Genomic DNA, 24,107 nt, shown 5'->3' on the forward strand with positions numbered 1-24,107 from the left:
TCAGATGCTCCTGCGCCTGAAGAGCATCAGCAGCCCTGCGCTCAGAGCCGCGATCCAGCCTGCGCTCACGATCAGAGCCTGCGTGCCGAATCCTCCCGGCAGCAAGCCGGCTGCGCTGACAGCGGGCTGAACCAGCGCGATGCCCCCCGAGCCCAGCACCGCCAGACAGCTGCTGGGTAGCCACGCGGATAGCTCCGCGAGAGTGTGGGACAGAGCCGGCAAAGAGAGCATGACTTCTGTGAGAGAGCTCAGGGCCTGCAGTGCACTGGGCACGAAACCGGAGATGATGAACAGGCTTGCTATGTAGCTCACGCCAGAGTTGCGCGTGAGGCTCGCGATGACGATGAAGGCCACTGCGAGCGCCCAGACGCAGATCCAGGTCTCGAACATCCACAGGAGAAAGATGCCAGGTTCGCTTATGAGCGAATCGTAGCGTGCGAAAGGGATGAAGAGCGCAAGCAGCGCTATCGCCAAGATCAGCTCCATGATCGCAGTCCAGATGCCAGCCATCACGATCTTCTCGACAGCATAGAGAGCGCGTCCGCGTTTCGAATCTATGACGGTTTGGATGAAACCCTGTTTCAGGTCAGAGAGCATAAGTTGAAGCACGCCCAGACATACGAGGAATTGAAGTACGCCAGTTGAAATCAGGTACATGCCGAAGAACTGCGAAAGCGAGGAGAACCGCTGATCCCCGAAGACTATGTCGGCGGATTCTCGTGAGGTGATCACTCCTGCTACTGCAACTAACGCGCAGATGCAGGCGAGCCAAACAAGATACCGCCACAGATATCCATGGAGCCGCTTCGGCCTGGTCATTCGATAGAGGTCCGCCTTCAGAAGGTTGAACATGAGATCACCCGGTATTTCCCTTGGGTACAAATGGATAGATGAATCAGACGAACACGGTGTCATGGGTGATGGACTCCGGCATGCGGATCACCTGCCGGCTCCTTCGCGCTCTCCGTCACGTCAGCCCTTGGTGCGACTCTCCGGCCCTGTGCCACCCATGAGCTCGACGAAGTAGTCCTCGATATCGCGCTCGCGCCGGCTGAGTTCCAGTACCGTCTGGTCTGCGTCATGCAGAATCCGCGAGACCTCCTCGACGCCGGGGGAAGCCGCGGCAGCTGTCTGGACGCCCCGGCCGTCGCCTCGGCCGATGGCGCCCCGTTCGTACGATCCGGGCGTCTGCGCATGGATGGCGGTCGAGATGACGATCGCCTGGTCGGGCTCTACGTGGATCGTCGCGTCGGGCAGCCGCTCCTCCAGCACGACGAGCGCTCGCGCCGGGTCGGCGGTCTTCACGAGTATCGAGCTTCCGCACGACGCATGCAGCTGCTCGGTGCTGAACTCCTTGACCATCGAGCCGTCCCGGATGACGCCGAAGCGAGTCGCCATCCGGTTGAGCTGGTCGAGCACGTGGCTCGAGATGACCATCGACACGCCGCGTTCCTCGTTCAGGCGGGCGAGCGCGCCGCGGAGATCACGCGTCGCTTCGGGGTCCATGCCGTTGAACGGCTCGTCGAGCAGCAGCAGGTCCGGCGAGCCGACGAGCGCCAACGCCACGCCCAGCCGCTGCTTCATGCCCATGGAGTAGCCCTTCACGCGCCTGCCGTCAGCGGCGTCGAGGCCCACCAGGTCGAGCAGCTCGCCGCACTGGGTGCGGGCGCGAACGACGCCCATGGAGATCGCCTTGGTCATCATGTTCTCGAGCGCGGAGAGACCCGGCACGAGACCGGGTGTCTCGATGAGCGCGCCGATGTGGGAGGGCTCCGATGAGAGCAGCTCGCGCAAGCTGCGGTGCTCGGCCGAGATGCGCTTCTCATGCGGCATTCCTCGAAACAGGACTGCCTCGCCTGAGGTCGGGATGACTAGGTCGGCGAACATCTTCATGGTGGTCGACTTGCCGGCGCCGTTCTTGCCGACGAAGCCGTAGATGTCGCCTTGCGCGACGCTCATCTCGAGCGCATCGACCGCGCGCCTGCCGCCGTAGACCTTCGTGAGGCCGTGGGTCTCGATGACGTTCATGTCCGCTCCCATCAAGTTCGCTGCTGCGCCCGGCTGATCTTCACGACATCTCGGACGCCCGTTGTCATCTTTCGAGTATGAGCGCGAAACATTTTCAAACTGTGAACCAATGATAAAGAAAGCGTAAGGCTGTCGTTCGGATCGGGGAGCCGTCTTCGGAACTCGGTGGTGCGAGCCACCGAGCGGATCGTGGCCGGCGGCTCGCGGTCGCCGCGCACCTGTGACGCCCGCCCTCAGATGTGCGCGGTCGCGCCCTCACTCTTCGACGAGTTTGAAGCCCATGCCCCACACCGTCCTGATGTAATCGGCTGTGCCTGAGGCTCGCAGCTTGGTGCGGATGTTGGAGACGTGCACGTTGATCGTGTTGTCGTCGGCGGCGTAGGGCTCGCCCCAAGCGCCCTCGAACAGCTCCTGCTTGGTGAAGACGCGCCGGGGATGGCGCATGAGGATCTCGACGATATTGAACTCGATGCGCGTGAGCGCGACCGGCTCGCCGTGTGCCGTGAGCGTGCGGGCCTCGGTGTCGAGCTCCCAGCTGCGAAAGCCGAGCGCGCCGTGAGCGCCGGGCGCGGTTCCGCTTGGGGCTCGCCGATGGCGCAGCTGGACCTCGACGCGGGCGAGCAGCTCGTCAAGGTCGAACGGCTTTGCCAGATAGTCGTCGGCACCGAGTTTCAGCAGGTCGATCTTGTCGCTTGGCGCGGCGCGCGCGGAGATCACGATGATCGGCGCGGACGCGTCGCGTGCGCGGATCAGCTCGACGAGCTGCTCGCCGGGCATGCCCGGCAGCATGAGATCGCAGATCACCACCGAGAAGGGGATGGGCGTCGCATCGTTCTCGTCGCTGTTCGCAGCGTTATCACCGCGCTCGAGCAGCAGCCGCGCCTCGCTTCCCGAGTACGCCTGCGTGCACGAATAGCCGTGACGTGAAAGATGGGTGCTCACGATCTGGCTGATGTCAGCGTCGTCCTCGATGATGAGCACGCGGGCGGGAGATGTCATACCGAGCCGGCCGACGACGTGAGATCGCGACGCATGACGACGGCATCGCGCTTCTCGCCGAGCAGCGGAACGTCGACGTCGCGCTCCACGCGCGCGAAGCCGAGCCCGCATTTCTCCATGACGCGACGGGATCGATCGTTGCCGAGGTAGTAATCCGCCCAGATGACGGTGCAGCCGAGCTCATCGCGCGCGTGTTCGATCAGGGCGCGCATCGCCTCGGGTGCGTAGCCTTTGCCCCAGTGCTCTCTGCCGATCCAATAGCCGACTTCGTATTCGGTTGGCGAGGTGACGAACGCGCTGACGCCCTTGCTCTTGAGACCGATGGCGCCGACGAGCGGGCAGCTCGTCGCGGCATCGGCTGCGCCGCCGTCGCGCCCGGGGCCATGTGGCGCTCTGAGCGTGATCGCGTACTGCTCATCGCCGCGCAGAACGTCTCGTATGACCTGAAGGCTCATGGCCTCGCTCGTGTGCGCCGGCCACCCGGCGTTGTCTCCGATCACCGGATCGCGCACCAGCAGATAGAGCTCCGCGGCGTCCGCGTCCTCCCAGGGGCGAAGCAGCAGCCGTTCCGTCTCGATGACCATAGCGGGTCTCCTTATGCCGTCTGCAGGAAGTTTTCTGCCATTATGCCACATCCGCAGCAGGATGGAATGGCGACAAGAAGGTTGATTCCAGGCATTGACACCACCTCTCTGCACTTATAAAATACCAACCGTCGGTATGTATAGGAGACGGATTGTTTTCTCACCGCGCCTCGCTCGCAGTGAGGACCAAGAGGAGCGAGCACATCATGGCACGCAATAAATATCCCGAGGAGACCGTCGCCAGGATTCTGGACGTCGCGTTTGAGCTGTTCACCACCAAGGGCTTTGAGGAGACGAGCATCCAAGACATCATCGATCATCTTGACGGACTCTCCAAGGGTGCGATCTACCATCATTTCAAAAGCAAGGAGGAGATCTTGGACGTCGTATCGAATCGGATGATGGAGTCCACGATAGCCGAGCTGCGCCGGATTCGTGACGACCTGGCGCTCAGCGGCGCGCAGAAGATTTCACGGCTGCTCAGCTTCTCATCGACGGGTCCCGCACTTGATCTCTGGAACCGCATTGAGCCCGACCCCGATCCGGTGAGAAACGCGCGTCTGCTGGCCATCCAGTACCATGACACGCTCCAGATCACCTCCGCCCAGTTCCTGAGGCCCGTCATCGAGCAGGGTGTGCTGGACGGATCGCTCAGCTGTCCCTGCCCTCAGGAGGCGGCCGATATCTTGAGTCTGCTCGCCAATTTGTGGATGGTGCCCATGTTTGCACCGCGCGGCACAATCGAGGAGTTCAAGCGCCGTGTCCGGTGCTTCGCGACCGTCGCCCGCTCGCTGGGCATTGAGTTCGCCGACCAGAACGTGAATGAGGTCATGATAAATCTTGCCGGGTTCTTCGATGATGGGGCAGATGGAGAGGTCGGACCTTCGCATTCGGACGCGTGCGCCGAAAGCGCCGCTACGGTGGAGCCGCCGAACAGAGATTAGAAGACGGTCGCGTCGACGTCGAGGGCGGGGTCTCTCATGCTCGCTGCAAAAGGTTTTACTTCCAATTATACATACCAACGGTTGGTATGTGACAAAATGACAGGGGATCTATGGACGCAGAACGGCAGACCGCTCCAACTGGTGAGAACGAGGCCGGAACAGATTCGAGTGGCGGGAGCCTGCTTTCGTCGGCCTTCATCGCCCTGCTCGCAGCTCAACTCTTCTCGCTCGGGGGCGCGACCATCGTGCGGTTCGTGATGCCGCTTCGCCTGCTCAACCTGACCGGCTCCGCAGCGCTGTACGGCGCGGTGGCAGCGGCGGCGTTCGTGCCGTACGTGCTGATCGCTCCGGTTGGCGGCGTGCTGGCAGACCGTATGCGCAAGCAGCGCCTCATGGCCTCGCTCGACTTCTGCCTCGCCATCGTGTGTCTGGGGTACCTGGTGCTCACAGCGACCTTCGATGCGACCATCGTCTCATTCGCGGCGCTCATGCTCGTCTATGCGGGCCTCGCGCTCTATCAGCCGGCCATTCAGGTATGCGTGGCGTCGCTGGCCGATGCCGAGCATGTGACGCAGGCGGTCGCCGTGGTGACGCAGGTAAGCATGCTGACCTCGATACTCGGCCCCGTCCTGGGTGGCGCGGTCCTCGGATTCTTCGGCATCGGCCCCATCATGGAGATCTCCATCGCAGCCTTCGCGATCTCCTGCGCGCTGATCGTGATCTTCGTCCGCGTGCCCTGTCAGCGACATGACGAGCAGACGAGCGTCTCCGCTGCGGGCACGGCAGGCGAAGCGGATGCCGTCTCGTCCGGCGCGCGCGGATCTCGCGGGCTTCTGGCGATCTTCACCGCCGACATCCGTGATGCCGCTCGCTTTTTGAGACATCGTCCCGTCATGTGGCACGCTATCGTCTTCGGATGCCTGCTGAATCTTGTTCTCGCCGCCGGCATCACCATCGGCTCACCCCATGTGGTGACCGAATACCTCGGCCTGTCCAACCAGTTCATGGGCATCGCCGAGGCGGCTCTGGGTTTCGGCGGACTTGTCGGCGGAGCGCTGGTCGCCGCCCGGCCCCGCCTGTTCAGGTTCGCCCGCGTGCCGACGTTCGTGCTCGCATCCGGCTGCAGCATGATACCGTTCGCCGTCGCCCTGGCCGCTCGTCTGAGTCCCATGGTGACCTTCATCATCCTGATGCCCTGTCTGGCGCTCATCTTTGGCTTCTGCTCCTGCATCTCGATCGCGCTCATGGGCTATCTTCAGCAAAGCGCTCCGACCGATCTGGTCGGCAAGGTGATGTCGCTCATGTTCGCGGCTGTGAACTGCGCGACGCCGCTGGGCCAGCTGATCTACGGCGTCGCGTTTGACGCTTTTCAGCCGGTAACGGTCATCCTGGCGATGCTGGGATGCACCCTCGTCTTGTATCTGGTCATGTGCTCGTCGTTCCGAACGGCTCATCTTCCCGCGTGAGCTTCGTGATGCGAGCCGAGCGGCATGCGAACTCTTTGCGACGATGGAAGCAGCCTCGTGCGTAGGTGCCATATTCATGTTCCGCTCGTGCATCTCGAACGGGTTCGGGGCATATGCGTAGGCCGAGGCGCCAGGTGATTTGTCTGGCAAGGTCATAGCGTTCATGCTGTCCGTTACAACCTGTGCGGTGCTGCTTCACCGGTTAATCTACGTGTGATCGTCGATGCTCCTCACTAGAGCGCTTTCGCGATTTCCATCTCGCCGCCTTTATCCCTAGCGTTGCCGGGTGGCGACGAACGCCTGATCAAGAAGCAAATGACCCTAAAAAAGCCTGATGCCGATAGCGGAGTAAAATGAAACAACGATAATTGCTTCCGCCATCGTATAATTCAAGACATGCGATCCCCATCGTGAGAGAAGGGCATCATGCGCGCCATCCTGCTGCTGTCGATGCGCAACATTCGGAGCAACCTCGTGAAGCACCTGTCGATGGGCGTGCTCTATACGTTGGTGTGCGTCCTCGCGGTATCGGGGATCGCGCTTGCCGGAAGCGTGCGGCAGGCCCGCATGGATCTGCTTCGTAAGCAGTCGCAGAACACGCAGGTCAGCATTACCTCGAAAAGAGACGAACGGTTCGCGCAGGGTGATCTGGTGCGACGGATCGGACAGTTGGAGGGTGTGGCCCACGTCGCGCCGTATCTCGACGATCAGGCTTGGCTCGTCGGCGATGACTACGTCAAGCTCCAGGTTGTCGGGACCGATCTGGTCGAGCGCGACGAGACGTTTCCCTTCCGCCTCATTGAGGGTTCCCGCTCGAAGCTTTCGGAAGGCGACGCAGCGGTCGTCACCGAGGAGTTCGCCAAGGATCATCATCTTGGCGTGAGCAGCAGGATCGAGGCGAAGACGGCTACCGGCGGCAGGATCGCCCTCAAGGTGGCGGCGATTACCGCCTCAGATCCGGATTACGTCCAGCCCAACCTCGTGTATGTCCCGATCGCTGCCGCCCGCGCGCTGTTTCGCGCTGGGGAGGACGAGGTGAGCTCGATCGGGGTGAACCTCGATGATATGCGCGGCGCCGAACAGTTTGCCGCGAGGATCAAAGGTGAGCTGCCTGACACCCTTGCGGGCCAAGCGGCCTACAGCGAGGAGGGCTTCGAGCGCGGCGTGACGTCGGTCTCGGTGATAGTCGGCATCATGACCCTGTTCGGGACCTTGGTCGCGCTGTACCTGTCCTACTCCGTGTTCCGGACGCTGATCTGCGGCCGGCTCAGGCAGGTCGGCGTTATTCGCTGCCTCGGCTTTCTCCGTCGCGACGTCTATCTCGCCTATCTGGTCGAGTACCATCTCGTCGCTATCCCGGCCTCGCTGCTGGGCCTTGCCCTGTCCGTCCCGACGCTGAAGAGGCTCACCTCCATCGTCTCGGCCGGCGAGCTGAGCGTTTCTCCCACGGTGGTGCTGGGCCCGTGGCTGCTGGTTCTTGGGTTCGTCCTAGTGAGTCCGCTGCCGGTGCTCCTGCTTGTTCGCGCGCGCTCGTCGTCCGGCGTGGTCGAACTCATGGCAGGCGGCGTCGAGCGTCACGCCGTTCGTCCGCTGAGCTCGATCGGCATCGCCTTGGTCTCTGCCGTCGTCTGCGGTGCGCTCGGCGTTCTCGCCAGCATGAGATTCGCAGGGCGGGTCGCGCTGAGTGCCTCTTTTTTGCTCGAGGCCGCCGCGATGCTCATCGCGTTCCAACTGTGCGTTTGGCTGTTCGTGTGGCTTGCCGACGTGCTGTTCTCGCTCGCGCGCGGAAGACGCAGCGTCGCGCTGTGCTACCTCGCTGAAGACAACTGGCGCATCGGTCACTCGGCCGTGTTGGTCGCGATCGCCGTCGGCATCAGCGTGTTCTGCCTCGATATTGGCGGCCTGATACACGAGAGCACGCGCAGCGTCTGTCCGAACACAGACATCATGGCGACGATATCGGACGAGACCGGAAAACGGTCTGCCGAGAGCGTGTTCGGCGACGAACCTCATATCACCCGCGCGGTCAGGCTCGATGACGCCGATGTTGAGATGGAGGGCGACGATCTCAAGCTCTCGGGCGTCGACCCTGCCGCGTACGCCCCGGTCGCATCCGGTCCGCTCGACGGCGACGCGGGCAAGGGGTTCGGAGTGCTGCACGAGGCTGGATCGATCATTGTCTCGCAGGGCTTCGCTGAGGAGCACGGCCTCGCCGTCGGCGACACTGCTCGGATCACGTGGGGCGGAGCGACTTCAAGGCTCAGGATCGTCGCGACGATCCGCTCCTTCGACAATCTGGGCCGCGTCGCGTTCATGGAGCAGCAGCAGTTCCGCTCCCGCTTCATCCCCTCACGTTCAACATTTCTGTTGAACATCGATGATCCGGACGAAGCTGCGGCGGTGGCGCGGAACCTTCAGGCTCGTTTCGAGGGAGTCGCGACCTGCGGCGCGTCGCCGATCGGCGATTTGCTCAAGGAGAACGACAAAGAAAACCAGCCCGTGTACGCGATCGCCTACGCCATCGACGCGCTGATCCTAGCAGTCGTGATCGTGGGCCTTATGGACAACACGGTTATGGAGATCATGGCCAAGTGCCGCGAGTTCGCGATCCGTCGCGCGATCGGCCAGCCCTTTCGCAGCATCATGGGCGGCTTGCTTTCGCGAGGGGTTCTGCTCGGCGTGCTGTGCGGGGCGTTCGGGACGGCGCTGAGCTACCTGATCCTCAACTTCGTGACCGTCTTCGTCCGTCCCATGATCGGTTCGATCGCGACGCCGCGGCCGGTACTCATGCTATGGCCGGTCCTGGCGACGGCGGCGATCTTCGAGGTGAGCTACCTGCTGTGCTGGCGCAGGCTTCGGAAGCTGGACAACACCGCCGTCGCGCGGGGAGGGGAGTGACATGGCTGTCCTGGAGGCGAGAGGTCTTGAGAAGTCCTTCGAGGCCGGCGGCAGGGCGCTGCCGGTCATTCGCGGTGTGGATCTCGCGATCGCGCAGGGGGAGTTCGTCTCGATCGTCGGCAAGTCAGGGTCGGGCAAGTCAACCTTGCTCTATCTTCTGAGCGGCCTCGAGCGCCCGAGCGCCGGCGAGGTCGTCCTCGACGGCGAGGTCATCTCGGACCGCTCCGACAACGAGCTCACGCGCCTGCGCCGGGAGCGCTTCGGCTTCGTGTTCCAGTCCTACAACCTGATCCCGAACCTATCGGCATTCGAGAACATCGCGCTTCCGCTCTATCTGAACCGCGTGCCAACCACCGAGGTGAAGGAGCGCATCGAGGCTGCAGTCGAGGCACTTGGAGTCGGCGACCTGCTCGCCAAGGGAATCTTCCAGCTTTCCGGCGGCGAGCAGCAGCGCATCTCGATCGCCCGGGCGATCGTCGCAGAGCCTGACGTCCTGTTTGCCGACGAGCCCACGGGCAACTTGGATTCGGCCACGGGGCGGGAGGTCTTTGACACGCTGAGATCCATCAACGCCGAACGTGGAATGCCCGTGGTCATGGTCACCCATGACGAGGATCTGGCCCGTGCGGCAGATCGGCGTCTGGAGATGAGCGACGGCCGGCTGGGACAGCACGGTGGGATGCAGGCTAACCATTAAGGGTTTTTAAAGTCTGCATGAACGATTGCGCGCGCGTTTGCTGAACACAACGACCTGTAAAGCGGGTATATGCTGAGAGCGCAGCACGGCAGCGTGCGTCGATCGATGATTTCGGAGGTGCGCGATGTTCACTCCTCAGCTCATGCAGGGCCTCGGCTGGGCGACGCTCGGCTGCCTGTTCATCTGGGCCATGACGACGCTCGGCGCGGCTGCGGTCTTTTTGGTGCGACGGGATCGCGAGTTCACGAATCGCATCTTTCTGGGCTTCGCGGCGGGGGTCATGATTGCGGCCTCCATGTGGTCGCTGCTCGATCCGGCGATCGAGCAGGCCGAACAGCAGGGCCAGATGGGGTGGATCCCCGCGGCGGGCGGCTTTCTGCTCGGCGTTGCCTTTCTGATCGGACTCGATTCGCTGCTGCCCCATCTGCATGAGGATCCGGATCGCACGGAGGGAGTCCGAGCGAGCTGGAAGCGCACGACGCTGCTCATCTCGGCCGTCACGTTGCACAACATCCCCGAGGGCATGAGCGTGGGGCTGCTGTTCGCCATGGCCGCCCAGCACGGGGGCGCGCAAGGGGAGATCTATCTCGGCATGGCCTTTGCGCTGGCCCTGGGAATCGGGCTTCAGAACATCCCCGAGGGCGCCGCGGTCGCGCTGCCGCTCGCCAAGGAGGGGAAAAGTCGTCTGCAGGCCTTCATCATGGGCAGTCTGTCAGGCATCGTCGAGCCGATCTTCGGCATCCTCGTCGTGCTCGTGAGCGATCAGATCCATCCGCTCATGCCCTGGCTGCTCTCGTTTGCCGCCGGAGCCATGATCTACGTGGTCGTCGAGGAGCTGATCCCGGCGGCGCATCTCGGAGAGCACTCCAACATCGGAACGCTGGGCGTCATCGTCGGCTTTGTGATCATGATGGTGCTCGACGTGGCGCTGGGTTGAGCTTTGGGCTACCCTGTATGCGGAACACATGATAGGAGCCTGTGCATGATACAGCTGTTTGCCGCCGACCTCGACGGAACCCTGCTGAACTTTCTTCATACGGTCGACGGAACGATCCTCTCATCGATCCGTCGGATCACAGATGCCGGCGCGCATTTCGTGGTCGCAACCGGACGCACGATGCGCTCGAACACAGAGTTCGGTTTCGAGGGCAACATAGCCGTCATCTGTTCGAACGGATCGATCATCTTCAGTGAATCAGACGAGCTCCTGCACCATGTGCCGATCGACAAAGCGTTTCTCGAGGAGCTGATGAGAACCTTTCCGGACATCTGCCTCGAAGCAGTCGGTGTCAGGCGCAGCTATGTGAGGGGAACTCGCGAGCAGCGCGAGGCGGGCTTCAGGCGCGATAATCCGCTGCGGGCGATCATCATGCGCGGCATGCGTGCGAAGATGAATCGGGACTGCTGCTTCGAGCAGACGATCGCACAGGTTCTTGCCCATGACATCTGCAAGATCAATGCGCGCGTGAGCGATCCGGGTGTCGAGCGCGAACTGCACGACTTCCTTTCAGAGCACGCCGACCACGTGGTCAACGCCCCTTTCAATCCCGTGATGTTCGAGATCACCGCTCGACTCGCGAACAAGGGGACCGCTGTTGCCTGGCTTGCCGATCACTATGGGATCCCGGGCGATGAGATCGCGGTCTACGGCGATGGCGGCAATGACATCGAGATGCTCACCCGATTCTCCAACTCATATGCGACGAGCAACGGCAGCGAGGCGGCAAAGCGCGCCGCCGGCGCCGTGATCGGCAGCTGCGTGTTCCACGCCGTTCCGCGGCACATGATGAGAACGCTCGCGACCGAGCGCGCCCGGACTGCCGTCGAACGCAAAAAGGACGGCTCCGAGATTAGATGCCAGAGAAGCTGACCGGCCCGTTAGATCGGATAGAGGGCTCGGTGGCATTCGGCCCCTTCAGGGCGGCTCGCTGAGGGGCGCGCGTCGAAGATCGGGCGCGATTCTGTCGGGCAAATGAGTTTTCTTTTTTATATTGCTCAATATGTGCAATAATGCTCACAAAGTGAAATAGAATTGCCTCGCACGGGATCGCCTGTCGCGCCCGTGCCGGTAGCGTTTCCCGCATTCAACGAAGGATGGTTCATGACAACGCGAGAATCGGTTTCCAGCACGCATTCGCCTGAGATGTCTCCCAAGAGCGACCGCCGTTCGCGCCGTTCGCAGCTCGCCCTGCGCCATGCGCTCGCCGCGGAGCTCGCGGCCGGGGAGGACCTCTCCCGCATCAGCGTCGCGGCGCTCACCGAGCGCGCCGGCCTCACGCGACGCACCTTCTACACGCACTATCGCGATATCCCCGATTTCATCGAGCGGCTCGAGTCGGGCATCTTGGAGGAGATCGGCCGACGGGTGGCAGCATTGGCCGCAAGCGATTTGCCCTCGCTGTACCGCAACATCGATGCGCTCGAGCCGGCGCCCGGCTCCGTTGAGCTGCTGGGCTATCTCAAGAACAACGGGGAGCTCATCGGCGCGCTGCTCGGACCCGGTGGCGACCCCGCCTTCGCGCAGCGGATCATGTCCGATGTGGGAGAAGTGGTCTCCAAGCGCATGCGGGAGGGCATCTTCCCCGGGGTGCTGGGGACATTTTTCGATTACTATCTCGCGTCGGTGATCGCTGCGGAGATGGGGATCATCCAGCGCTGGTTCGCCGGCGGCTTGGCGGAGGACCCTGAGACCATGGCGCGCATCATGACCGTGATCGCGTTCGTTCGACCCGGCGACCTCTACGGGCGCCCCATCGACATCAACGTGCCGGAGTACGGCATGAAGCTGATCGGGCTTCAGCGCGAGCGACGTGAACCCGAGGTGCAGGCGTGAGCTTCGACTTGATATGCACTCCGCCTACGCTGATCAGATGGAAATGAGGAAAAACGTGGACATGAGCATCAATGCGAAACCAGTGACTTCCGGGATCGATGCGATCGATCGGCGCGGCTGTGCGACGAACGCGGACCCCGAGGCCGTCACCATTCAATCGGATGCCGTTCGCGGAGAGCTGCATCTGGGGATCGACGTGGGCTCGACAACCGTCAAGCTCGCCGTGCTCGACGATGCCAACGAGATCGTCTACGCGAAATACCAACGCCACCATACCGATGTGCGCGCCTGCGCGCGCGATCTGTTCGAGAGCGCGTCAGGTGCCCTCGGCGATGCATCTATGACCTGTGCCATCACCGGATCAGGCGGGCTTCTGCTCTCGACGTGGCTGCACCTGGAGTTCGTGCAGGAGGTCATCGCGAGCAAGCGGGCCGTCGAGACGCTGATTCCGACCTGCGATGTCGCCATCGAGCTTGGTGGCGAGGACGCCAAGATCATCTACTTCGATCAGGGCATCGAGCAGCGCATGAACGGCACCTGCGCCGGCGGTACCGGGGCGTTCATCGACCAGATGGCGACGCTGCTGCACACCGATGCGGCCGGTCTGAACGAGCTGGCGGCCGGTGCCACAACCATCTATCCGATTGCGAGCCGGTGCGGCGTGTTCGCCAAGTCCGATGTCCAGCCCCTGCTCAACGAGGGGGCTCGTCCGCAGGACGTGGCGGCGTCGATCTTCCAGGCCGTCGTCACCCAGACCATCTCCGGGCTCGCCTGCGGCAGACCGATCCGCGGCAACGTGGCCTTTCTCGGCGGGCCGCTGCAGTATCTCTCCGAGCTGCGCCGCCGCTTCTATCTGACGCTCGATCTCGATGAGGCGCACAGGATCGTACCGGAAAACGCCCACCTGTTCGTGGCCGCAGGAGCCGCGATGGCGCGCGAATCGGACAGGCACGTCACGATCTCCGAGCTCATTCGCGCCGTCGACGCGCTCGGCGACGCACAGGGCTCCGAGGTCGAGCGGCTCGATCCGCTGTTTGCCACCGAAGACGACTGGGTGGCGTTCAAGGCGCGCCATGATCGCGAGATCGTGCCCAAAGGCGAGCTGGCCGGCTACACCGGCCGCGTCTTCATCGGCATCGACGCCGGGTCCACCACGATGAAGGCGGCGATGGTGGGTGAGGACGCTCAGCTGCTCCACACGTGGTACGGCAGCAACAACGGCGACATCCTGGGCACCGCCAAGACGATCATGGCCGACTTCTACGCCCATATCCCGCAAGGCTGCACCATCGGGCACGTGACGACGACCGGTTACGGCGAGGCGCTGCTCATCGAGGCCCTGAAGGCCGATTCCGGTGAGATCGAGACCGTCGCGCACCTGCGCGGCGCTCGCGCGTTCCTGCCGGGCGTGCAGTTCATCCTGGATATCGGCGGGCAGGACATGAAGTGCCTGCGGGTGCGCGACGGCGTAATCGAGCACATCATGCTCAACGAGGCGTGCTCCTCGGGCTGCGGCAGCTTCATCGAGAGCTTCGCGATCTCGATGAACATGGACGTGCGCGCGTTCGCGCGCGAGGCTGCAGCGGCGAGGCGACCGGTCGATCTGGGCAGCCGCTGCACGGTGTTCATGAACTCGCGCGTCAAGCAGGCGCAGAAGGAGGGAGCCACGGTCGGCGACATCGCGGCGGGGCTGTCCTACTCGGTTATCAAGAACGCCCTGTTCAAGGTCATCAAGCTGCGCGATCCCGGCGAGATCGGAGACAAGGTCATCGTGCAGGGCGGCACGTTCATGTCCGATGCGACGCTGCGCGCCTTCGAGCTGCTCTGCGGCATCGACGCCGTGCGCCCCGATATCGCCGGCTGCATGGGTGCCTTCGGGGCGGCTCTGCTCGCGCGCGATCGCGCGACTGCAGGGGTCTCGACGATCCTGCCCGCCGAGGAGATCGCCTCGCTCGCCGTCGAGCAGCGGCACGGACGCTGCGGGAGGTGCGCGAACAACTGTCTGCTCACGATCAACGACTTCGGCGGCAAAAGGCGCTTCATCACCGGCAACCGCTGCGAGAAGGGCTCCGGGCACCGGCGCGGCCGCACCGTGGCGCCCAACCTGTTCGCGCGGAAAAACGAGCTGCTGTTCGATCGGCCGGTGCTGCCGCGCGACACCGCTCCCCGAGGCACGGTGGGCATTCCGCGGGCGCTCAACATGTACGAGAACTACCCGTTCTGGCATGCGTTCTTCACGCATCTCGGGTTCTCGGTCGTCCTGTCCGACGATTCCAGCAAGAAGACCTATGAGGCCGGCATCGAGTCGATGCCCTCGGAGAGCGTGTGCTACCCGGCCAAGCTCTCGCACGGCCATATCATGGACCTCATCGGCAAGGACCCCGATTTCATCTGGATGCCGTGCGTGCGCTGGGAGCGCAAGGAGGATGCCGCCGCGGGCAACTGCTACAACTGTCCGATCGTGATGAGCTACCCCACCGCGCTCGGGCTCAACATCGATGAGATCTCCACCGGCGGCATCGAGTTCATGTACCCGTTCGTGCCCTATCACGACAAGGTTGAGCTCAAGCGGCGCCTGTTCGATCTGCTCGCCCGCGAGCGCGTGGCCGATGCCGCCGCCGGGCGCGGCCGTCTGCGCGGCGCGGCCATCACGCGCGCAGAGATCGATGCGGCGGTCAACGCCGCCTACGAGGCCGACGCCGCGTTCCATGAGCGCATCCAGACGATGGGCGAGGAGGCGATCGCATGGATCGAGCGGCACTCCGGCCATGGCATCGTGCTCGCCGGACGCCCCTATCACAACGATCCGGAGATCAACCACGCGCTGCCCGAGCTCATAAGCTCGTTCGGGTTCGCCGTGCTCACCGAGGACTCCGTCGCGCACCTCGTGAAGCCCGAGCGGCCGATCCGCGTCGTCGACCAGTGGATGTACCACTCCAGGCTCTACGCCGCCGCACGGCTGGTCACGCTGCGCGACGATCTCGATCTCATCCAGCTGAACTCCTTTGGCTGCGGGCTCGACGCGCTCACGACCGACCAGGTCCAGGAGATCCTCGAGGCCTCCGGCAAGCTCTACACCGTCCTCAAGATCGATGAGGTGTCAAACCTCGGCGCTGCTCGCATCCGCATCCGCTCGCTCATGGCTGCGCTCGCCGATCAGGCCGTCTCGCCACGCGACCACGATAGGCGAAGCGCATCCGACGGCGCCAGCGTCGAGGGGACGGGTGCCGCGGCCCCGGGGGGCGTGAACCCCCCGGGGCCTCGTGCCGACGTGCCCGTGTTCGCCACGCATCGCGAACGGCTCGAGGCTCAGCGCATCGGTGCTTCGGCCGCCTTCACGAAGGTGCCCTTCACCGAGAAGATGCGCGAGGCGGGCTACACGATCCTGTGTCCTCAGATGGCGCCGATCCACTTCGACCTCATCAAGGAGGTCATGCGCGAAGCCGGTTACAACCTCGAGCTTCTGCCCTCCACCGATCGCGATGCGATCGAGGCGGGCCTGCGCTATGTGAACAATGACATCTGCTACCCATCGATTCTGGTGTGCGGTCAGATCATGGAGGCTGTCGAGAGCGGTCGCTACGATCTGTCCCGCACCGCCGTGCTCATCAGCCAGACAGGCGGAGGGTGCCGCGCGACCAACTACATCGCTCTCATCCGCAAGGCGCTGCGCGACTCCGGTCACGCTGACATCCCTGTCATCTCGCTTTCAGCTGTGGCGCTCGACGAGAGCAATCCCGGTTTCCACCTGACGCCGACCATGCTCAAAGCGGTCGTGTACTGCATCCTGTTCGGTGATGCGCTGATGCAGATGCTCTATCGCACGCGTCCCTATGAAGTCGAGCGCGGCAGCGCCAATGCGCTGTTCGAACGCCTCATGGACAGAGCGCGCTCGCTTGCCCCGGCCCTCACGCGGCACTCGTTCACGCGGCTCGCTCGAGAGGCGATTCAAGCGTTCGATACGCTGCCGCTTGCCGGCGAGGGGTCAAAGCCGCGCGTCGGCGTCGTCGGTGAGATTCTCGTCAAGTTCCATCCGACGGCCAACAACCATGTTGTGGACATCATCGAGCGCGAGGGCTGTGAAGCCGTGGTGCCCGGCTTGCTCGACTTCTTTCTGTATTCCTTGAGCGGCTCGCATCTTCAGCGCGATGAGTTGGGCAGCTCGGTGAGGTCCAGAGCCGTCGCAGCCGCGGCCATGCGACTCGTCGACTGGATGCGTCGACCGCTTGACGCGCTGCTCGCGCGCTCCGAGCGCTTCGAGGCTCCCGAGCCGATCTCCGCCATGGCAGAGAAGGCCGCTCGCGTGCTTTCGCTGTGCAACAACATGGGTGAGGGGTGGCTTCTGACGGCCGAGATGATCGATCTCATCGGGCACGGGGCCCCCAATATCATCTGCACCCAGCCGTTCGCGTGCCTGCCGAATCATGTGGTCGGCAAGGCGGTCATCAAGGAGCTGCGCCGCCAGCATCCCGAGAGCAACATTGTTGCGGTGGACTACGATCCGGGTGCCTCCGAGGTCAATCAGCTGAATCGCATCAAGCTCATGATCTCGGTTGCAAAGGAGAATCTGCGTTCCGGCCGCGGCTTCGTCATGGAGCCGGTCAGCCCGCTCGATCTTGACGAGGTCGACCAGCGCCTGCGGCCCCACAGGGATCGTCCGTCCATTCGCGCCCGCTTGCATCGCAGGCGGGAATGAGCTCGCTGATCGGCGCCCGCAACAGATTCGCGGACTCATCGGCGGCAGGGTCGGGTAGGAGCTTGTAGTATCATATCGGAAGCTCGCGCGTCTGCGCGTCAGCTGATAGCGAAAGGAGCTCTCATGGCGGTCAATGAGGAGCATCTCAAACGGGTGCTTGATGAGATCAGGCCGAACCTTCAGGCCGATGGCGGTGATCTGACCTTTGTCGGCGTCGACGATGACGGCGTGGTCCAACTTGAGCTTCAGGGTGCGTGCGCAGGATGCCCGATGAGCTCGATGACCCTGTCGATGGGTATCGAGCGCGTCTTGAAGGAGCATGTGGCCGGCGTCACGCGCGTCGAGGCCGTGAACGATACCGGTGGCATGGACGAGCTGTATGACGAGTACGCTCCGTTCTAGTCCGGCCCGTCTGGCGGCACGTCGCCGTCGCTTTGTGGCCTGCGTGCCAGGAAGTTGAGGTTGAGCCATGGTTCTCTCCGATCGCGATATCAAGATCGAGCTCGCCGGCGGGCGCATCACCTTGGACCCGCTCGATCCCGAGCTGATCCAACCGGCATCGATCGACTTGCGACTCGGCAGCGACTTCAGGGTGTTTAGAAATTCGAGTCATGTCGCGATCGATCCCCAGATTCATCAGCCCGATCTCACGGAAGAGGTTACGGTGGGCGGTGAGGACGCATTCGTATTGCATCCGGGACAGTTCGCGCTGGGGACAACCCTTGAGCGGATTGGTCTGCCCGATGATGTCCTCGGCAAGCTCGAGGGTAAAAGCTCTTTGGGTCGGCTTGGGCTCATGATCCACTCCACGGCGGGCTATGTGGATCCGGGCTGGGACGGTCAGGTGACCCTCGAGCTGTCCAACGTCGCGAACCTTCCGATTCTTTTGCGTCCGGGCATGCGAATCGGTCAGATATCGTTCGAGCGCATGAGTTCTCCGGTCGAGCGGCCGTACGGCTGCGCCGAGCTGCACAGTCACTATCAAGGGCAGCTCGGCGCCACGGCTGCCCGTCCGCTCGGCAGCATACGCCGCCCGTGATGGCGGCCGTGCGCTCAGAGCCTATCGCCAGGTATTATCAGCCTGCGATCTCTCAGGAGGAAACCAGCGCATGCTGAACGCTCTCTATCACAGCGTGGATCCGATTGCCTTCTCGGTCGGACCCGTGAAGATCTACTGGTACGGAATCGCCTACGTCGTCGGTGCCGCGCTCGTCGGCGTCATCATGCATCGAACGCAGCGCCGCTGGGATCTGAACATCAGCGACGATGAGCTGTACTGCGTGACCTTTGCAGCGGTGCTCGGGCTTTTGATCGGTGCGCGTCTGTTCTACATCGTGTTCTATGGTGATGGTTACTATTTCAGCCACCCCGCGGAGATCCTGTCGCGTGCCGGCATGAGCTTCCACGGGGGACTGGTCGGTGGAATCGTCGGAGGATATCTAGCTTGCCGCAAGCTGAACCTGTCCGCATGGACCATCGCCGACCTCGCGGCCACAGGCGTGCCCGCAGCGCTGTTTTTGGGAAGATGCGCCAACTTCGTCAATGGCGAGCTTTGGGGTAAACCGACAGATCTGCCGTGGGGTGTTGTATTCGGGGGTGCGGCAGGCAACGTGGCGAGGCACCCATCCCAGCTCTATGAGGCAGGTCTCGAGGGCATCGTGCTCCTCGCGATTCTCTACATCTTGAGTCGGCGCCGACCAGCGCTGCCTCAGGGGACTTATATAGGCGTCTTCGTGTTCGGGTACGGCATCGCCCGGTTCATAGTCGAGTTCGTGCGGGTGCCCGATGCCCAGCTCGGTTATCTGTTCGCAAATGTTGTCACCATGGGCCAGATCCTCTCGCTTCCGCTGATCGCGATAGGCGCGTGCCTGATCGCGTTCGCTCTGCGCGCGAGGCGTCCGCAGCGCAAGCGAATGCGAGCGTGACTCATGCGCAGCCACCCGGATCGCACACGTGATCTCGCGACGGGGCGTGATCGAGGCAGAGGCTCGAGACCGACTTCGGACTCGGGACGCGACGCGACGCACCGGCGCTATTCAGGTGCGCAGAACGCTATCGCCTTGACCGTCGCCCTTCTCTCGACAGCTGTCATATCGATCGATCCATCGAGGCCGACCCACGATATGATTCGCGAGGTGGCCCCGGGTGCGAGCGGGCTGCTCTACATCTGCTGCGAGGTGCTGTTCTCGTTCGCCGGCCATGCTGATGTCATGCTGCTCGCGGCGCTCGCCTGTCTGCTGCTGCTGCCGATGCGCTATGTGCTCTTCAGACGAGGCGACTCGTGGCGCCCTTCGGTTCTTGTGCCCGCTGCAGCAATCGCCGCCTGCATGGTCCTCGGCAGAAGTTATGATGTCGAGGACAGCGCGCGGCTCGCGCTGGGAGACGCGAGTCGTATCGCGGAGTCCATCCTCGCGTGGCTCGGATGGGCTGTGCTGGCCCATGTGGGCATCTACCTGTTGTTCGAATGGTTCGACCGTCTCGGTGCGCCCGGTCGTTCCGATGGTGCACCTCGATCTTCCTCATGGGGAAGGGCCACGAGATTCATTCTTGACAGACACCCTTTTGGAGGGCCGCTGCTGCTGGTGTCCATCACATGGTCTTTTGCCTTCATCGCTGCCTGCCCCGGTATCTTCATGGGCGACACCCCCGCCCAGATTCTTCAATGGTTCAATCTGCCGAATGCAACAAGCAGCTATCTCGATCTCGTCAATCCGTCGGTGCTTCTGAACGGGCATCATCCCGTCGTGCACACCGCGCTTCTCGGCGGTTGCGTCCAGATCGGCTTGGCGCTATTCGGTGACGAGAACGCGGGCCTGCTCATCTACACCGCCACTCAGTTCGCGCTGACGGCGGCGGCAGTGGCTTATCTGCTCTATAATCTGCGCCTTTTCGGTTTGGGGATCCGTTTTCGAGCTGCGATGACCGCGTTCTTTCTCTTCATGCCGATGTTTGCGAACTACGCGGTGCTCCTGACCAAAGACGTCTTGTTCGCCGATGCGCTGCTGCTGCTCGTCATCCAGTTGGCGAAGGTGCTTACGGCTCTCCGCGCGTCTCGTCCCGACGCCCTCGGGTGCCGTTGCTCCAAGACGACGGACCTCACGAGGATTCCCGTCTGCTCTTCGGGTCTTTCCGCACGGACTTGGATCGCTTTGGGTCTCGCCGCGCTCGGCACGACGTTCCTGCGCAATGGGGGCCTCGTGTTTCCAGTCGTCGCATGCCTTCTCACCGCGGGAATTGCCCGGCTCCGCTCGCAAGGGCGGATCGTCGCCGGATCCCTCGCCGTGCTTGCAGTCGTCGCGATGCTCCACATCGGCTTCTCTGCGGTCCTCATGCCCGCCTTGGGCATCACGCCGGGCAGCCGCCGCGAGGCCATGTCCATTCCGTTTCAGCAGACGGCGCGCTTCGTCGCCAAACATGACAGCGCTCATGCCGGGGTGTCCGAGGGAACCTCCGATGGCCTCGTTTCCGCCGAGGAGCGCGCCGCGATCGATCGCGTTCTCGGATATGCGACCCTTGCCCGACGCTACGATCCGAGCAAATCCGATGGCGTCAAGGACTCGTTCAACGAACACGCCTCGAGCGCCGATCTGATGGCGTACCTGAGTGTGTGGGCGACGATGTTCTCAAAGGACCCGGCGGTCTACCTATCGGCGACCGCGAACAACTACTTCGGCTACTTTTATCCGAGCGAGCGCGACGTATGGGTCTACAGCACCGTGTCAAGCGAGGAGAGCATGAGCAGTTCCTCGCTGAGAGCGCACTTCGACTTCCACCGCTTGGGGGGTCCGATATCGGAGGCGCTTGATCACGCGGTGCTCATCTACCGCGTCGCCGTGCAGCGCTGCCCTCTCGTATCGCTTGCCATGAGCTCAGCGCCGTACGTCTGGCTGCTCGTCCTGACGAGCGTATACGAACTTCGCTCGCGGCAATGGTTCGGGCTCGCGCTGCTCGCTCCCATCTGGTGCGTCCTTGCGGTGTGCATCACGGGACCCTGCAATGGATCGACCTATATGCGCTATCTGTATCCGGCGATCGTGTGCCTGCCCTTCGTCGTCCCGATCGCGATCGGGCACCCGCGCATCCTGTGGATCCAGCGCAACCTCTGAGCTTGGGAATTGCATGGGAGACGCGAGATAGGCTTTCGCAGCTGCGATATTCGGTATATCATGCAACCACGTGTGTATATATCGGCTCGCCGCCTCGCGCTCGAGTCTCGCTGATCGATGGGAGACCTTCTATGTCCGGACACTCAAAATGGGCAACGACCAAGCACCGCAAGGGCGCGCAGGATGCGAAGCGCTCCGCGCTCTTCTCAAAACTGAGTCGCAACATCACGGTTGCCGCGCGCGTGGGTGGCGATCCTCTGCCCGAGAACAACGCCTCGCTGGCAGCTGCGGTCGCCAAGGCCCGCGCGCAATCCATGCCGAAGGACAAGATCGACTCCGCCATCAAGAAAGCGTTCGCCTCCGGTGCCGATGCAGCCAACTATGAGACCGTCGTCTACGAGGGCTATGGCCCGGCGGGGGTCGCCTTCTATGTCGAGGCCCTGACGGACAATCGCAACCGCACGGCTGCAGATGTACGTTCTGCGTTCAGTCATTCAGGTGGAAACTTGGGTACAACGGGTTCTGTAGCTTTCCAATTCGATCGCTTGGGGCAGGTGATCGTCACGAAAGACGAGAGCCCCGATGAAGATGAGTTCATGATGCAGGTCGCTGAAGCGGGCGGTGAGGACTATGAGGACGCTGGAGAGGATTGGGTCGTCTGGACGGCGGCCGGCGATCTCACAGCCGTTTCGAAGAGCCTCGAGGACCAAGGCGTACATGTCAAAGGCTCCGAGCTGGTCATGGTGGCGAACACTCCCACGGAGGTCAGCCCCGCTGACGCGAAGAAGGTCATGCGCCTCATCGATCGGCTCGAGGAGCTTGACGACCTGCAAGACGTGTACCACTCCATGCAGATGACCGATGAGGTCATCGCAGCGATCGAGGAGGATTGAGGAAGCGCGGCAGAGCATGCGTCAAGGTATCCGATCGGGCGCGTGCGCGACCGCGCACGTCTGAAAGGAGGCACGCATGCGTGTATTGAAGATCATCATCGCTTTGGTGTACACCCTTGCCGGTGTCGTGGTGATCGGATCGCTTTCGGTTCTGCTGTTCGGCCCTCTCGAGACTCAGCTGCTAGAGATGATAGACCGTCCTTGGGCTCGTATCGCGATCATTGTAAGCTCGGCGATCGTCGGGCTCGGAATCCTGATCACGCTCATTCGAGCGATCGCCTCGAGGCCGGAGGCGGATAGCGTGCGACCGAAGGGTGATGAGAGCATCGAGATCAGCTTGGCAGCGCTTATTTCCACGGCTCGGGCGGCGGCGCAGTCACAAGATGTGATGATTGAAGGCGTTCGCGGTCATATCCATGGTCGTGACCGCAGTGAGGTGCGTCTCACGATCGATGCCATTCCGTTGAAGCAGACCGATCTCGATGCGATGGCGCAGCGAATACAGGAGCGAGTTGTTTCAGCATGCGAGCACATGCTCGGCACATCGGGCGTATCCGCGCGTGTGAGATTCCTGCCGACCAAGACCACAACCGCGATCAGAGAGGTCGATCATGAGCAAGAGTAACAATGGTGGCAAGGCACCCAAGACATCGATAGAGCGCAACCCCAAGCAGGCTGAGAAGTCCACCAAGAATTCAACGAATGACGAGGACACTTCAAAAAAGGAGAATTCATCCGCAGACGGCTCCCAGTCTTCGCGCGCGGACGGAGACTCGTCATCCTCATCTGCGTCAACGGGGTCCACGCAGGACGACCGTTCGAAGCAGAATGACAACCAGCAGGAGTCTGAACAGCGGAAGAAGAAGGGCGGCTCGCAAGGGGACTCGGACGGCTCCGCATCGGATCCGGTCGGCTTTTTCGCGGGCTTCGGCAGATCGCTTTGGAGCTATGCGAGCAAGCATCCGCATTCAACGCTTTTTGCGCTCATAGGCTTCATCTTGGCGCTGTTCATCCTCGGCTTCGGACTGTGGCATACGATCGTGATCGCCCTGTTCGTGCTTATCGGAGCCGCGATCGGGCAGATCCTCGATGGGGATACAGGGATCATCGGCTTTTTCGCGCGACTCTTCAAAGATCGGTCGTAATATCGTTACTGTGATCTCGCGCGACGCAAGCCGCGCACGGGGCCGCAGCGATCGGGTGGGATGAGCCACGATTCCCGATCGCTCGGTCTGCACGCAGACGATGGGAGCAACTGAGAGGGGCGCCGCGATGACGGACATCGGTGGGGACAGCAAGATCAAGCGAGCTGTCGAGGTCGCAGGTACCCCCTCTGGGATCAGCGAGCTGCCCGCAGAGGATGCGGGACAGCCGCATCGTGGCGTCTCCGCTCCCGGATATGGCGACGATGAGCCGGCCGACGTCGCACCGCCCGAGATCGCTGAGGGCGATCAGGACGATGCCGACGATGACGGGGATGAGTCCGAGGACTCGCTGACCTATTCGAGTGGGGTGATCGAGAAGATCGTGGCCATGGCGACGCGAGAGGTTCCCCATGTGCTCGGCATGAAGGGAAACCTCATGCATTTCGTTCAAGAGCACCTCGGGGCTGAAAATCTGACGAAGGGCGTCACAGTCGAAGTCACCGATGACAATCGCGTGGTCGTGAACATCTCGGTCATAATCGAATACGGATGCTACGCGCCGGCTATCTTCGAGGATATCAAGAACAGGGTGACCGATCGCTTGACCGCGATGACCGGCCTCGAGGTCGCTGGCATCAATCTGCGCATCGAGGACGTGGTGACTCGTGAGACGTACAACGAAAGCAAGAGACGCTTCATAGATGAGATCGGCAACGACGCATCCGATGCCGAGCCGAATGACTCGGATATCTGAGTCCCCATCGCGGGCGCCCCATCGCTATCCCCGCATTGTTTCGATTCGGATTCCGGGCGCGTCG

Annotated in this window: 20 protein-coding genes; 16 read left to right on the forward strand and 4 right to left on the reverse strand. The window is 62.7% G+C overall.

Features of this window, described 5'->3' with window-relative positions:
- The 4 genes from CORGL_RS01330 to CORGL_RS01345 form a co-directional block, all read right to left on the reverse strand.
- Positions 1-852, reverse strand: coding sequence for a hypothetical protein (locus CORGL_RS01330; protein WP_041738493.1), 852 nt, complete (start codon positions 850-852; stop codon positions 1-3).
- 120 nt (positions 853-972) lie between these two features.
- Positions 973-2,028: an ABC transporter ATP-binding protein gene (locus CORGL_RS01335; protein ID WP_013708126.1), complete on the reverse strand. Its 1,056-nt coding sequence runs from the start codon at positions 2,026-2,028 to the stop codon at positions 973-975.
- Positions 2,029-2,283: 255 nt separating this feature from the next.
- Positions 2,284-3,027, reverse strand: a complete 744-nt coding sequence (locus CORGL_RS01340) for a response regulator transcription factor (RefSeq protein ID WP_013708127.1) — start codon at positions 3,025-3,027, stop codon at positions 2,284-2,286.
- A complete protein-coding gene (locus tag CORGL_RS01345; RefSeq protein ID WP_013708128.1) occupies positions 3,024-3,611 on the reverse strand; it encodes a GNAT family N-acetyltransferase in 588 nt (195 codons plus the stop codon). The genes CORGL_RS01340 and CORGL_RS01345 overlap by 4 nt, the downstream gene beginning before the upstream one ends.
- Before the next feature lie 206 nt (positions 3,612-3,817).
- Between CORGL_RS01345 and CORGL_RS01350 the strand changes: the two genes are divergently transcribed.
- The 16 genes from CORGL_RS01350 to CORGL_RS01425 all read left to right on the forward strand — a co-directional run bounded on the left by CORGL_RS01350 (position 3,818) and on the right by CORGL_RS01425 (position 24,043).
- Positions 3,818-4,555 carry a TetR/AcrR family transcriptional regulator gene (locus CORGL_RS01350; RefSeq protein ID WP_013708129.1) on the forward strand — a complete coding sequence of 246 codons (738 nt, stop codon included), beginning with the start codon at positions 3,818-3,820 and terminating at the stop codon, positions 4,553-4,555.
- Positions 4,556-4,665: 110 nt separating this feature from the next.
- A complete protein-coding gene (locus tag CORGL_RS01355; protein ID WP_013708130.1) occupies positions 4,666-6,021 on the forward strand; it encodes an MFS transporter in 1,356 nt (451 codons plus the stop codon).
- 426 nt (positions 6,022-6,447) lie between these two features.
- A complete protein-coding gene (locus CORGL_RS01360) occupies positions 6,448-8,919 on the forward strand; it encodes an ABC transporter permease (RefSeq protein WP_013708131.1) in 2,472 nt (823 codons plus the stop codon).
- A gap of 1 nt (position 8,920) precedes the next feature.
- Positions 8,921-9,616, forward strand: coding sequence for an ABC transporter ATP-binding protein (locus CORGL_RS01365; protein WP_013708132.1), 696 nt, complete (start codon positions 8,921-8,923; stop codon positions 9,614-9,616).
- A gap of 124 nt (positions 9,617-9,740) precedes the next feature.
- Complete coding sequence (locus CORGL_RS01370) at positions 9,741-10,553, forward strand: ZIP family metal transporter (RefSeq protein WP_013708133.1); 813 nt, start codon at positions 9,741-9,743, stop codon at positions 10,551-10,553.
- A gap of 45 nt (positions 10,554-10,598) precedes the next feature.
- A complete protein-coding gene (locus tag CORGL_RS01375) occupies positions 10,599-11,486 on the forward strand; it encodes an HAD family hydrolase (RefSeq protein WP_013708134.1) in 888 nt (295 codons plus the stop codon).
- Positions 11,487-11,717: 231 nt separating this feature from the next.
- On the forward strand, positions 11,718-12,449 hold the full coding sequence (locus tag CORGL_RS01380; RefSeq protein ID WP_013708135.1) for a TetR/AcrR family transcriptional regulator: 732 nt from the start codon (positions 11,718-11,720) through the stop codon (positions 12,447-12,449).
- Between the two features lie 61 nt (positions 12,450-12,510).
- Positions 12,511-17,145 (forward strand): 2-hydroxyacyl-CoA dehydratase, encoded by a 4,635-nt coding sequence (locus CORGL_RS01385; protein WP_172633505.1) that lies wholly within the window; start codon positions 12,511-12,513, stop codon positions 17,143-17,145.
- A gap of 123 nt (positions 17,146-17,268) precedes the next feature.
- Positions 17,269-17,547 carry a NifU family protein gene (locus CORGL_RS01390; protein ID WP_013708137.1) on the forward strand — a complete coding sequence of 93 codons (279 nt, stop codon included), beginning with the start codon at positions 17,269-17,271 and terminating at the stop codon, positions 17,545-17,547.
- A 67-nt stretch (positions 17,548-17,614) separates the two neighbouring features.
- Positions 17,615-18,184 carry a dCTP deaminase gene (gene dcd / locus CORGL_RS01395; protein WP_013708138.1) on the forward strand — a complete coding sequence of 190 codons (570 nt, stop codon included), beginning with the start codon at positions 17,615-17,617 and terminating at the stop codon, positions 18,182-18,184.
- Between the two features lie 70 nt (positions 18,185-18,254).
- Positions 18,255-19,070 carry a prolipoprotein diacylglyceryl transferase gene (gene lgt / locus CORGL_RS01400; RefSeq protein ID WP_013708139.1) on the forward strand — a complete coding sequence of 272 codons (816 nt, stop codon included), beginning with the start codon at positions 18,255-18,257 and terminating at the stop codon, positions 19,068-19,070.
- A gap of 3 nt (positions 19,071-19,073) precedes the next feature.
- Complete coding sequence (locus tag CORGL_RS01405; protein WP_013708140.1) at positions 19,074-21,251, forward strand: DUF6020 family protein; 2,178 nt, start codon at positions 19,074-19,076, stop codon at positions 21,249-21,251.
- A 131-nt stretch (positions 21,252-21,382) separates the two neighbouring features.
- Positions 21,383-22,144, forward strand: coding sequence for a YebC/PmpR family DNA-binding transcriptional regulator (locus tag CORGL_RS01410; RefSeq protein WP_013708141.1), 762 nt, complete (start codon positions 21,383-21,385; stop codon positions 22,142-22,144).
- A gap of 76 nt (positions 22,145-22,220) precedes the next feature.
- On the forward strand, positions 22,221-22,769 hold the full coding sequence (locus CORGL_RS01415; RefSeq protein ID WP_013708142.1) for an Asp23/Gls24 family envelope stress response protein: 549 nt from the start codon (positions 22,221-22,223) through the stop codon (positions 22,767-22,769).
- Positions 22,756-23,289 (forward strand): DUF2273 domain-containing protein, encoded by a 534-nt coding sequence (locus CORGL_RS01420; RefSeq protein WP_013708143.1) that lies wholly within the window; start codon positions 22,756-22,758, stop codon positions 23,287-23,289. Before CORGL_RS01415 ends, CORGL_RS01420 begins: the two co-directional genes overlap by 14 nt.
- Positions 23,290-23,416: 127 nt before the next feature.
- Complete coding sequence (locus CORGL_RS01425; RefSeq protein WP_013708144.1) at positions 23,417-24,043, forward strand: Asp23/Gls24 family envelope stress response protein; 627 nt, start codon at positions 23,417-23,419, stop codon at positions 24,041-24,043.
- The last annotated feature ends 64 nt before the right edge of the window (positions 24,044-24,107 follow it).

Source organism: Coriobacterium glomerans PW2 (genome assembly GCF_000195315.1).
Lineage (GTDB): Bacteria > Actinomycetota > Coriobacteriia > Coriobacteriales > Coriobacteriaceae > Coriobacterium > Coriobacterium glomerans.